The sequence below is a fragment of the Massilia norwichensis genome (genome assembly GCF_024753245.1).
Classification (GTDB): Bacteria; Pseudomonadota; Gammaproteobacteria; order Burkholderiales; family Burkholderiaceae_D; genus Telluria; species Telluria norwichensis.
The window spans coordinates 1-11,568 of the sequence record NZ_JANUGX010000050.1 but is presented as its reverse complement, the minus strand read 5'-3'; the positions used below and the strand labels follow the sequence as shown (position 1 = coordinate 11,568).

Below are 11,568 nucleotides of genomic sequence, written 5' to 3'. Positions count from 1 at the left end.
ACCTTCGGGTTGGCTTTTTTCATTTCCAGGCCCAGCGACCTTATTCGCGTCCCGCCAGCCCGTCGATAATCCCACACAGCTTGTCGGTCGCCACCGGCTTCACCAGATGCAAATCGAAGCCGGCCTCCAGCGCCAGATTCTGGTCCTTCACCAGCCCATAACCGGTCAGCGCCACCAGCCGGATGCCGCGCATAGCCGGGTCGCGGCGCAGGCGCCGCGCCACCTCATAACCATCCATGCCGGGCAGGCCGATGTCGATCAGCGCAACCTGCGGCGGGTTCGCGGACGCCTCGGCGATGCCGCGGATGCCGTCACCGGCCTGGCGCACCTCGTAGCCCTTGGCGCCGAGCGTCAGCGCCATCATTTCACGGCCGTCGTCGTTGTCGTCGATCAGCAGCACGCTCGGTTTCGCGGCGAGGCGCTCCGATTGCTCCGGGGACGGCGAGGCCGCCAGCGGCGCGGTCGCCGGCAGGCGGACCGTGAAGGTGCTGCCCTGGCCGGCGCCATCGCTGTGGACGTCGATCGCACCGCCATGCAGTTCGACCAGGCGGCGCACCAGCGACAGGCCGATGCCGAGTCCGCCCTGGGAGCGGTCGAGGGCGCTGGACGCCTGCATGAAGATGTCGAACACCCGCGGCAGCAGATCCGCAGCAATGCCGATGCCGGTATCCTTCACGACGATCACGGCATCCGTGCCGGCCTGCTGCACCGATACATCGACGCTGCCCCCTGGCGGCGTGTATTTCAGGGCGTTCTCGAGGAGGTTCGAGACCACCTGCTCGAGGCGGCCCGGATCGCCGTCCACCCACACGGGGGTCAGCTTGTCCTGCAGCGCGTGCAGGTCGGCGCGGCCGGTTGCGCGGTAGGTGGCGAGGCAGGTGCCGACCAGGCGCGACAGATCCAGTGGACGGCGCGCCAGCTCCACCTTGCCCGACATCGCGCGCGACAGGTCGAGCAGGTCGTCGACGATGGTGCTCAGCTGCCGGGTCTGGCGCTGGACGATGTTGCGGGCGCGCTGGGCGATCTCGGCGGTGAGCGCGGGCATGCCCAGCAGCGAGGCCGCGCTGTTGATCGCCGACAGCGGATTGCGCAGCTCGTGTCCCAGCATCGCCAGGAACTCGTCCTTGGCGTGGCTGGCCCGCTCGACCGCATGGCGCTCTTCCATTTCGCGCGTGAGGCGGCCGTTGATGTCGACCAGTTCCTCGGTGTGCTTGCCGAGCTCGGCGGTCTGGCGGCGCAGTTCCTCGTTCTTCTGGGCCATGGTCACGAAGACCGACACCTTGGCGCGCATGATCTGCGGGATGACCGGCGTGAACAGGAAGTCGGCGGCGCCGCGCTGGTAGGCGTGCAGGCGTGCCACCTCATCGGCCTGGTAGGCGGTGACGAAGATGATGGGAATTTCGGCCGAGCGCGGATGCTGCTGGATCGCCTCGGCGGTCTCGAAGCCGTTCATGTCCGGCATGTTGACGTCGAGCAGGATGACGGCGAAGTCATGCAGCAGCACCTGGCGCAAGGCTTCGTGGCCGGAGCGCGCGCTGACGACCGTATAGTTGAGCTCCTCGGCCCACAGGTCGAGCAGACTGGTCAAGGCGAGCAGGCTGGCGTGGTCGTCGTTGACGACCAGGATCCTGGGACGCGCGAACATGGGAAATTGTCTCCGGATCGTATTTATTCGTGTTGGCCGCGCAGGATAGCAAAGTTGCAGTATTGCAGCAATTTGATTCGTATCGTGCGGGGCTAGAAGGGCGGCGGCTGGTCCGGCGCCGGCGGCGGCCGATCGAGGTCGATCTCGATGCGCGGCAATGCGCCCAGGTCGGCGCCCTCGACCAGGGCCTGAGCCTGGAAGGCGGCGTGGCTGCGTACGCCGTGCGGCTGCAGCGCGGCCAGCATCAGCGGCAGATTTGGAAAATGGGGCTGCAGCCGCGCCAGCAGGGCATCGCCCATGCCCGGTACGACCCAGGCCGGCGGCGGGAAAGCCACCGCCACCCGCACGCCCTTCAGCACCGTCACCGCAACCCCGATCTTCATCCTGCCGCCTCAGATGCGGTCGCTTTCCTTGCGCACCACGCGCCCGATCAGCAGGCATTCGGCGCCCTTGCACAGCTTGCGGTGGTAACGGCGCTGGTCCGGGTTGTCCGAGGTCAGCCACCACTGCCCGGCGTCGCGTACCAGGCGCTTGACCACGGCCTCGCCCTCATAGTTGAAGGCATACACGGCACCGTCGACCGGTTTGGTGTCGCGGGTGTTGATGATCACGATGTCGTCCTCGTACAGCGAGGGCTCCATGCTCTCGCCCTTGACCAGGATTGCGATCAAGTGCTCGGGGCGCATCTGGTGGCGCTCGATCCAGGAGCGGCGCAGACCGAGGGTGCCGCCTTCGCGCTGTTCGGGCTCGGTCTGGAAACCGGTGATGCCGGCCGACAGGCGCAGCTTGACCATTTGGATCTGGACGAAGTCGGCGTCGTCGTTGGCGGCGGCGCGCACCGGCATCGCTTCCTTGACGCCGTGCAGCGGCGCGTGGCGCGGATCGCCTTCGCCGGTCATCAGCCAGATGTGGGAAAAGCCGAGTTCGCGCTCGATATTCAACGCGTAGCGGATATCCATCGACTTGATCTTCCCGGTCAGCCATTGATTGACGACACTCTTGGAGGCGCCGGAAGCCTTGACCAGGCCGGTCTGGCCGCGCTCGCCCTCCAGTTCGGGCAAGTCGCGATGGATGAGGCTCAGTCGTTCAGCCAGGGAATTCATGTTTAGCATCCTAAACTCAATTGGTGTAGTGTTCTTGACGAAGATCAGTTTAGAGTTCTATACTCGTATCGAATACTAAACCTTTACAAGGCAATAATCAACGTCGGGAGACACGTCATGATCGCGATTTTTTATCTGAAGCTCGCTGCTGTCCCGCTCGTCGCCGGTTTGGCGGCCACTGGCCTGGGCTTCCTGTTCCTGTGGCCGAAGTCGGGGCGCGAGGCGGCTGCGCGCTTCGCCTGTACGCTGCTGGCCTGCGCGGTGGCCGGGCCCTGCCTGGCGATTGCCGGCTATTGCTGGTGGCCGGCCCTGTTCGCATCGAGCGGGCAGTTCGCGATCCTGGCCGGCGGTCCGGCCGAACTCGGCGTGCTGCTGGCCGCCACACCCTTCCTGGTATTGGCCGGCCTGCCGGCGTGGTGGATCGTGGGCGCGCTGCTGCTGTGGTTCGAGCGCCGCCGCAGCAAGGATATTGCCGAGATCGCGCACGATGCCGCCGAGGCAGTACGGCATGTGCGGGAAACATTGTAAGCAAGCTCTTGCGCCACGTTAATATAGATTCCGATCCGCATTAGGTTCAGGCAGACTCCTCGATATAGCGCAAGAGTTGGCGCCGAACCTGTCTTGTTGGGGCCGCTATGGATGGCTAGATTGGAGCCTGCCATGCCAATCTAACGAGGAGTCCACCATGAAGCGCAAGTTGTTACCCCTTTCCGAACTGGTTCACCGCGCCGCGGCCGCGCTGTCGCCCGACCTGCGTGCCTGGCGCCGCCGCCGGCGCAGCCTGCTGGCCGCGAGCCTGCTGGCGATGGCTGGCATGGCCTTGCCTTCGCTGCCGGCCATTGCCCAGTCCGGCTGGAATACCGAGCACTGGGTGGGTACCTGGGGCACCGGCCCGGCCGGCCCGCCGCTGGCAGCCCAGACCCAAACCTTCAACGACCAGACCCTGCGCCTGATCGTGCACACCAGTATCGGAGGGAAATCGGTCCGGATTCGTGTATCGAATACCTTCGGCACGGCCCCGCTGCGTATCGGCGAGGCCCATGTGGCGCTGCGCCAGAGCGGCGCCAGCATCGTCGCCGGGAGCGACCGTGTGCTGACCTTCAGCGGCAACCGCTCGATCACGATCCCGCCCGGCGCACCGGTATTGTCCGACCCGGTCGACCTCGACGTGCCGGCCCTGTCCGACCTGGCGATCAGCCTGCACCTGCCGGGCAGCGTGCAAGCCACCACCATCCACGGCTCGGCCTTCCAGACCAACTACGTCTCCTTGCCCGGCAATTTCACCGGTGCCGCCACCTTCCCGACCGATCGCACGATCACTTCCTGGCCCTTCCTGACCGAGGTCGACGTCAACGCACCGGGCGCGGCATCCATCGTGGCGCTGGGCGACTCCATCACCGACGGCGCCAATACCACGCTCGACACCAATCACCGCTGGCCCGACCTGCTGGCGCTGCGCCTGCAGACCGCGCGCGATGCGCTGGGCGGCGCGGCGGCGCGCGGGCCGGCCGCCAAGGCAGTGGCCGACAGCTCCGGCCTGGTCGCCTGGGGCACCGGCCTGGGCGTGGTCAACCGCGGCATCGGCGGCAACCGCCTGCTGCGCGATCCGGGCGAGCAGCCGCTGTTCGGCCGCGCCGCGCTGGAACGCTTCGACCGCGACGTGATCGCCACCGCCGGCGTGCGCTACATGGTGGTCCTGATCGGCATCAACGACATCGGCCACCCGGGCACCGGCACCATCCCGACTTCGGAAGAGCCGACCGTGGGCGAGCTGATCGCCGGCTACCGCCAACTGATCGCGCGCGCCCACGCCAAGGGCATCGCGGTGTATGGCGCCACGCTGACGCCTTTCGAGGGCACGGTCTTCCCCGGCTATTACTCGCCGGAGAAAGAGCAGATCCGCCAGGGCGTCAACAACTGGATCCGCTCCGGTGACGAGTTCGACGGCGTGATCGACTTCGACCGCGCGGTACGCGATCCCAGCCATCCGACCCGCATGCTGCCGGCCTACGACAGCGGCGACCACCTGCACCCGAACGACCTGGGCATGCAGGCGATGGCGAATGCGATCCCGCTGCAGTTGTTCCGCAGCCTGGGCAGCACCGCTGCCACCGGCGCTGCGGCGAAGCGCTGAGCCGGCCGCGCAGCCGGCCTCGCCTGGGCGCGCGCGCCTAGTCGGCAGCGAGCCCGGCATCGGCTTCCTCGATCCGGGGAAGCGGCGGATGCGGCGCCAGCAGTTCCAGCGCCGCATTCAGCACGCGTTCCGGCGCCACGCCCGTCAGGCAGGCGTGGTGGCCGGCCGGGCAGGCACTCTTGAAGCAGAAGCGGCAGGACACGTCCTGGAAGAGCACACGGCTGCGCACGTGCCAGGGCGTATGCTGCGGATTGGTCAGCGCATACAGGTCGACCACCGGCGTGCCGACCGCCGCCGCCACGTGGGCCGGTCCGCTGTTGTTGGTCAGCACGACGGCCGCGAGACGCAGCGCGGCGCCCAGTTCCCCCAGGCTCAGCTCTCCGGCGAGCGAATGCGACGGCACCCCGCAGCCGGCGCGGATTTCCTCGATGAGCGGGCCTTCCGCGGCACTGCCGGTGAGCACCGCCGGCAGGCCGGTCCGTCGCACCAGCAGCCCGAGCGCCCGCGCCCAGTGCCCCGCCGGGTAGCGGCGCGAGGCGGCGCTGGCGCCCGGATGGAGAAGAACCCAGGGCCGGTCCGCGTCGATGCCGATCCCTTGCAGGCGCGCCCGCACGGCGGCCAGGTCGGCGGCGCGCAGCGCAAAGGACAGCGACAGCTTCGATCCCGGCAACGGCACAGCACCTGCATGCCGCACCAGCGCAAGCTGGCGCTGCACCTCATGCCGTACCAGCGTGTGCGGCTCCGGCTCCTCGACCCAGTCGCTCAGCAGGTGGTAGGGATTCTCGCGGCAGTGGGCCAGCCGCAAGGGGATGCCGGCCAGCCAGCACAGCATCGCCGCCGGCAGGGCGCTCTGGGTATAGGTCGTGAACACCACCGCCGCATCGAAGCGGCGTGCGGCCAGGGTCGTGGCCAGTGCACGCAGCGCGTCCGGATCGGCCGGCGCGTCGAGCTTCATCCAGGGTGCCGCCAGCACGATCGCATCGTCGATTTCCGGGATGAAGGGCACGGCGGCGGCGGCGGCCGGCGATGTCAGCAGGGTCAGGCTGCGCCCAGGCACGGCCTCCTTCAGCGCCCGCAGCGCCGGCGTGCACATGAGGACGTCGCCGAGGGCATCCAGGCGCACACACAGGATGCGGCGCGCCTGTGCCCAGCGCGCCCTGGTTTCCGGCCTGCCGCTGGCTGTCATGCGGCGTCCCCATGGCCGGCGATCAGCACCGCCGCGGCATACAGGTCGGGCGCCATGCGGGTCGGGATGCGGCGCGGGCCGAGGCGCCATTCGGTTTCGTTGCCGTTATCGATCAGCACCGTGCGGCAGCCGGCGCGGTTGCCGGCTTCGACGTCGTGCAGGATGTCGCCGATCATCCAGGACGAGCGCAGGTCGATGCCATGGTCCTGCGCCGCCTGCAGCAGCAGGCCGGGCATCGGTTTGCGGCAATGGCAGTCGCGTGCGTAGGCGCCGACGCTGCCGTCCGGATGATGCGGGCAGTAATAGAAGCCATCGAGCGTGAGCTGCTCGCGGAACAGCAGGTCCTGCAGGCGGTCGTAGACGATCTCCATGGCCGGCTCCTGGATGCGGCCGAAGGCGATGCCGGCCTGGTTGGTGACGACGAAGAAGCGGTAATCGAGCCGCGACAGCAGGCGCAGGGCAGCGCCCGCCCCGCTGCTCAGGGTGATGCGCTGCGGCTCGACGTTGTAGGGCAGGTCGTCGACCAGGGTGCCGTCCTTGTCGAGGAAGATCGCTTTCATGGCCAGGACGTCTCCCGCACCGGCAGCACGGTCAGTTCGGGCACCACGCTGGCGCGCGGCAGCAGCAGGGCGCCGAGGATGGCATAGGCCACGTCGGCCGGGTCTTGCAGCACCTCGGGATCGAGCTCGGGGAAGCGGTCCAGCAGGAAGGGCGTGCGCATGCCGCCGGCCACCACGGCGGTGACGCGGATGTTGTGCGGGCGCAGTTCGGCATGCAGCGCGTGCGACAGGCCCAGCAGCCCCCATTTGCTGGCGTGGTAGGCGCTGGCGTTCGGCCAGGCGCGCTTGGCGGCGGTGGAGGCGATGTTGACGATGTCGCCGGCGCCCTGGCGGCGCATGTGCAGGGCCGCCTGCTTGGCCAGCAGGAAGGGACCGTTCAGGTTGGTGCCGATCACGCGCAACCAGTCCTCTTCGCTCAGTTCGTCGATCGGCAGGGTGACGTCGGTGCCGGCGTTGTTGACCAGGATGTCGAGGCGCCCCATGCGCTCGAGCGTGTGTTCGATGGCGCCGTGGACCTGTGCGGGGTCGGCCACGTCGAGCTCGACGGCTTCGGCGCGCACGCCGTGCGCGCGCAGGCGCGGCAGCAGCTCCCGCAGGGCGCCGGGGCGGATGTCGGCTGCCACGATATCGGCGCCGGCGGCCGCCAGCGCATTCGCGAGTGCCGCACCGAGGCCGCTGGCGGCACCGGTGATGAAGGCGGTCCTGCCTTGCAGGGCGTCGGTGACAGAGGTGATGGATGGTTCGCCCATGCTGGCTCCTAGGTTTGGGTCAGATCGATGGCGGCGCGCGCCGGTGCGTCGGGCTGCGATTCGGCAAGCACCGCGGCATACACCGCGGCGACCTGCTCGGCGACGCTGCGCCAGGTGTAGTGGCGGTAGGCCCGCCTCAGTCCGGCCTCGCCCATGCTGCGGGCGAGACCGGGATTGCGCTGCAGGGTGGCAAGGCGCTCGGCCAGTGCCTGCGGATCGCGCGAGGGCACCAGGAAGCCGGTGCCGCCGTCGACCACCGTGCTCTTGATGCCGCCCACTTCGGCGCCGATCACCGGACGCGCGCAGGCCATCGCTTCCACCGGCGTGATGCCGAAGGGCTCGTACCAGGGTGTGGTCACGAACACGTCGGCGGCGCTGTACCAGGTGCGCAGTTCGGCGCGCGGTTTCTGGCCGACGAAGCGCACATGCCCCAGCACGCCCAGGCGCGCAGCCAGGGCCCGCAGGCGGGCGATTTCGGGGCCGTCGCGTCCGCCAGGATGCATGTCGCCGCCGACCACCAGCAGCTCGGCCTCGATCTCGTGCCGGGAGCGCAGCAGGGCCAGGGCCTGGATCACGGTGTCGACGCCCTTGCGCGGCACCATGCGCCCCAGCTGCAGCACGGTGAAGCGGTCGGCGCCGGATTCGAGGCCGAGAGCGCTGCGCGCTTCCAGCCGGTCATGCGGCCACAGCTCGGCCGGATCGAAGCCGCAGGGCGCGACCGCGATGCGGGCCGGGCTGGCGCCATACAGCTGTTCCATGTCCAGCCGGTCCTGGGCGCATTCGGCGATGATGCGGTCGGCCTGCTGCATCAGCAGGCTTTCGATGCGCATGCGCGCCGGCGGGAAGGCATCGTCGGCGCCCTGCGCCAGGCGCCGCACCTGGCCGAGCGCGTGGAAGGTGATCACGAAGGGGATGCCGAGCATCTGCTTGAGGTGCTGGGCCACCATGCCGGACATGAAGAAGTTGGCGTGCACGATGTCGTACGGGGCCGGCTGGTGGCGCGCAAAGCGCGTGGTGAAGCGCGCGAAGGCCTGCACGTGGGGCAGCAGCTGCTCCTTCGGCACATGGTGGGCCGGGCCGGCCGGCACGTTCACCACGCGGACCTTGTCGCGCCAGTGCACCAGCTGCTTCTGGCCGATGGCGTCGCGCCGCGTGAACACGTCCACCAGATGGCCGCTCATCGCCAGTTCGCGCGCGAGGTGGGCCACGTAGACGTTCTGGCCGCCGCAGTCGATGCTGCCGGGCGATGCCAGCGGCGAGGCGTGGTCGCTGATCAGGGCGATGCGCTTCATGTGGGGAGCGTCGTCGAGTTTCATGTGGCGTCCTGGCTGGTCACGTAGCGCAGCGCCGCATCCCAGTCGGCGCTGAAGCGGGCGATCGAAAAGCGCTCGAGCGCGGTACGGCGTGCGCGTTCGCCCAGGCTGCGCGCGAGGCCGGGGTCCTGCAGCAGCGCGCGCATGCAGGGGCCGAGCTGGCGCGCATCGGTCACCGCATAGCCCGATACGCCGTGCTCGATGACGGTCGCCATCTCGGTGGTGGCGAGGGCCACGACCGGCATGCCGCTCATCATGGCTTCCAGCGTGGACAGGCTCAGGGTGGAGTAGCGGACCGGGCTGAACAGGAAGCGGTAGCGCGCGGCGAAGGCCGGCAGCGCCGGATGGTCGATCTCGCCCAGGCCGCCCATCTCGGCGGCGCCCATGCCGAGCAGGTCGAGCGGCAATTCGCTGCGCAGCGCGGCGAACAGGTCGGCGCCCATGCGCCGGCCGCGCCGCGCCAGGTGGTTGGTGATGGTCAGGCCGCGCTCGCGCTCGCCGCTGTAGCGCACGCCCGGCGGGATCGTCACGCCGTGCTCGATGACGCGCACGGGCGTGCGCCCGCTGTCCCACATCAGGGCATTGAAGGGCGTGACGTGGACCAGCAGGGTGCCGGGATCGCCGACCAGGTGGCGGGTGTCGCTTGGCCAGGCCTGGCGTGGCGTGGCGCCGCCGGTGACGGCAATACCGGGCGGATCATGCTCGAGGTAGATGCGGGGCAGGGCGCGCTGGGCCGGGGTCAGGAATTCATACTGGTCCTTTTCCCAGTGATGGTCTTCCTGGAACAGGATGCAGTCGAATTCCCGTTCGCGCGCCTGCTCGGCCGGCAGGTCGTGGACGTTGGGGCCGAAGGGGAAGGGGCCGCAACGCCCGCCGTAGCCTGGCGGGCGGCCGGGCTTGGCCAGCACGTGGAATTCGTGCGGAACGTGGGACAGGTAATACAGGTAGCTGCCGTGCGTGTGCCAGGTCAGGATGTTCAGGCGGCGCATGGCCTTCCCCCGTATGAATGATGTGACGGGTTCGACCGGGGTGGAAATGGCAGGGTTCCCTTGCACACCGAATGCCTGAATCTGCGTCAAGCGTCGTGTGCGGGCTGGAAAAGAAAACGCGCCGGGGTGGCGACCCAGGCGCGTTTCGAGGAGGATGAGGCCGGATTAAGGCTTGCGCTTGAAGCCGGTGTCGTCGTCCATGTTCTGGTCGCCAGCCAGTTTGTTGGCATAGCCCGGGCTGCGCGGGTAGCCGCCGGCGGCATCGTTCGAGTCGTGCGCAGGCGGTCCGCTGTCGGCCGCGCCGGCGCCGGTCTGCGAACCGGCGCGGTCGGTGCTGCCGGCCGCATTGTTGGCGCCGGTGTTGCCCGGCGAGCGCGGCAGGCCGCCGGCCACGTCGTTCGACTGGTGCACGCCGCCGATGCTGGGCGCCTGGTTGGCCATCGATCCCGAGCCGGACACGCCGAGCTGGGTGTTGCCGCGCTGGGCTTCCTGGCCATTGGCGTCCGACCCGTCCAGCGGGCCGCGCATGCCGCCGCCATTGCGGGTCGAGTTATCGGACACGTACAGGCTGCTGGTCTGCTGGCGGTTGCCGGTCGCGGAGCCCGCGTTCAGGCTGGTCGGCGCGCTCTGCGGCCCGTGCATGCCGCCGCCGCTGGTGCCGCCCTGCATGCTGCCCTGTGCGCTGCCGGATACGGTCCGGCCCGACTGCATGTTGCCGGCGCCATGGTTCGGTCCCAGCGAGCCGCCCTGCAGATCCGGCTGGTTGGCGTTCTGCGAGGCCATCGTGCCGCGCACCACGTCGCGGTGCATGTCGTGGCCCTCGGTCACGTTCACGCCGGAATCTTTCGGACGGTGCCCGATCGGTTGTTCCAGCATGCCGTAGGCGCCGGACTTCTGTTCCATCTGGCGCTGGTGGCTGTCGGTGATGCCCTGCACGGGGCCGGAGCCGCCGTTCATCTGCGTCTGCATCGAGCCGCCCGGGGTGACGGACTGGTTGCCGCCGTCATCGCGGCCGCCCATGCCGCCCGGCTGGGCGCCCGGGCCGGCGCCGGTCTGCTGGGTGCCCATGGTGTCCAGCCCCTGGTTGCCCTGCTGCTGCACGCCGAGGCCGTTCGGATAAGTATGGTCGAGCGGTCCTTCGTCCGCGGTCTTGCCCTTGGCGCCGGGCGTCCATTTTTCGTTGGCGACGTTATTCGTCTGGTTGTTGACTTCGCTGCGTTGGTTCGCGTCCATGGTCGTCTCCTTTCAACTGGAACGATTGCATTCTCACTAAGATAATGCGCGCCGAATGGCAGTTTCAGTATAGGAAGAGGCAGCAGGTGAATGTAGGACGATTACTGACGACCCCAAGCCCACCACGGGCTTGCCATATTTTCTACTGGAAGTTACTTTCAATTGTGCATTTTCTGTCTCATATTGTCCTACAAAGTCATCTGAAAACGTCCTATAGCCTCATCCATCCTCGCTGCATAAGATGATTCCGACTGACGCTCATCAAGATCTGTCGAGAGCGTTGGAGCAGGCCTGCCGCAGGACGCGGCGGTTTTATCGTGCAAAGAGGAGAGAGCACCATGGCTTCGAACAACCAGGGCAACAAACAGAGTGGCGGTACCAAGAATCGCGGTTTTGCGTCGATGGATCCTGAACGTCAGCGCGAGATCGCCAGCCAGGGCGGCAAGGCCGCTCACCAGAAGGGCACGGCGCACGAATTCACCTCGGAAGAGGCCCGTCGCGCAGGCAGCATGAGCCATGGCAACCGCCAGTCGGCATCGGGCGGCTCGTCGCGCGGCGGATCGCGCGGCAACAAGCAGTAAGCAGGCCGGCCGGCGGGCGGTGGCGGCGCCGTCCATCCAAGGTCACCATAGCGGGGAGCGGAAGCTCCCCGTTTT

The 11,568-nt window shown here is 68.4% G+C and carries 12 protein-coding genes; 3 read left to right on the top strand and 9 right to left on the bottom strand.

Annotated features, from left to right (window positions below; genetic code table 11):
• Positions 1–40: 40 nt before the first annotated feature.
• The 3 genes from NX782_RS25670 to NX782_RS25660 all read right to left on the bottom strand — a co-directional run bounded on the left by NX782_RS25670 (position 41) and on the right by NX782_RS25660 (position 2,748).
• A complete protein-coding gene (locus tag NX782_RS25670) occupies positions 41–1,645 on the bottom strand; it encodes a response regulator (protein ID WP_258848344.1) in 1,605 nt (534 codons plus the stop codon).
• Between the two features lie 92 nt (positions 1,646–1,737).
• Entirely contained in the window at positions 1,738–2,028 is a 291-nt protein-coding gene (locus NX782_RS25665; RefSeq protein WP_258848343.1) for a hypothetical protein, read from the bottom strand.
• Between the two features lie 9 nt (positions 2,029–2,037).
• Positions 2,038–2,748 carry a LexA family transcriptional regulator gene (locus NX782_RS25660; RefSeq protein ID WP_258848342.1) on the bottom strand — a complete coding sequence of 237 codons (711 nt, stop codon included), beginning with the start codon at positions 2,746–2,748 and terminating at the stop codon, positions 2,038–2,040.
• A gap of 117 nt (positions 2,749–2,865) precedes the next feature.
• Here NX782_RS25660 and NX782_RS25655 point away from each other — a divergent pair, with 117 nt between their 5' ends.
• Together NX782_RS25655 and NX782_RS25650 are read left to right on the top strand one after the other, a co-directional pair.
• A complete protein-coding gene (locus NX782_RS25655; RefSeq protein WP_258848341.1) occupies positions 2,866–3,276 on the top strand; it encodes a hypothetical protein in 411 nt (136 codons plus the stop codon).
• A gap of 157 nt (positions 3,277–3,433) precedes the next feature.
• The gene (locus NX782_RS25650) at positions 3,434–4,882 is read left to right on the top strand and encodes an SGNH/GDSL hydrolase family protein (RefSeq protein WP_258848340.1); all 1,449 of its coding nucleotides are present in this window, start codon (positions 3,434–3,436) and stop codon (positions 4,880–4,882) included.
• A 37-nt stretch (positions 4,883–4,919) separates the two neighbouring features.
• On the opposite strand, the gene waaF is transcribed toward NX782_RS25650, so the two are convergent.
• From waaF to NX782_RS25620, 6 genes are all read right to left on the bottom strand, one after another.
• Positions 4,920–6,068 carry a lipopolysaccharide heptosyltransferase II gene (gene waaF / locus NX782_RS25645; RefSeq protein ID WP_258848339.1) on the bottom strand — a complete coding sequence of 383 codons (1,149 nt, stop codon included), beginning with the start codon at positions 6,066–6,068 and terminating at the stop codon, positions 4,920–4,922.
• Positions 6,065–6,628: a D-glycero-alpha-D-manno-heptose-1,7-bisphosphate 7-phosphatase gene (locus NX782_RS25640; protein WP_258848338.1), complete on the bottom strand. Its 564-nt coding sequence runs from the start codon at positions 6,626–6,628 to the stop codon at positions 6,065–6,067. The genes waaF and NX782_RS25640 overlap by 4 nt, the downstream gene beginning before the upstream one ends.
• Positions 6,625–7,377, bottom strand: a complete 753-nt coding sequence (locus NX782_RS25635; RefSeq protein ID WP_258848337.1) for an SDR family oxidoreductase — start codon at positions 7,375–7,377, stop codon at positions 6,625–6,627. Before NX782_RS25635 ends, NX782_RS25640 begins: the two co-directional genes overlap by 4 nt.
• Before the next feature lie 8 nt (positions 7,378–7,385).
• Positions 7,386–8,669 (bottom strand): glycosyltransferase, encoded by a 1,284-nt coding sequence (locus tag NX782_RS25630; RefSeq protein WP_441295309.1) that lies wholly within the window; start codon positions 8,667–8,669, stop codon positions 7,386–7,388.
• A gap of 20 nt (positions 8,670–8,689) precedes the next feature.
• Positions 8,690–9,679, bottom strand: a complete 990-nt coding sequence (locus tag NX782_RS25625; protein WP_258848335.1) for a glycosyltransferase family 4 protein — start codon at positions 9,677–9,679, stop codon at positions 8,690–8,692.
• 165 nt (positions 9,680–9,844) lie between these two features.
• Complete coding sequence (locus NX782_RS25620) at positions 9,845–10,912, bottom strand: hypothetical protein (RefSeq protein ID WP_258848334.1); 1,068 nt, start codon at positions 10,910–10,912, stop codon at positions 9,845–9,847.
• Positions 10,913–11,250: 338 nt separating this feature from the next.
• Here NX782_RS25620 and NX782_RS25615 point away from each other — a divergent pair, with 338 nt between their 5' ends.
• Positions 11,251–11,493: a KGG domain-containing protein gene (locus tag NX782_RS25615; protein WP_230026080.1), complete on the top strand. Its 243-nt coding sequence runs from the start codon at positions 11,251–11,253 to the stop codon at positions 11,491–11,493.
• The last annotated feature ends 75 nt before the right edge of the window (positions 11,494–11,568 follow it).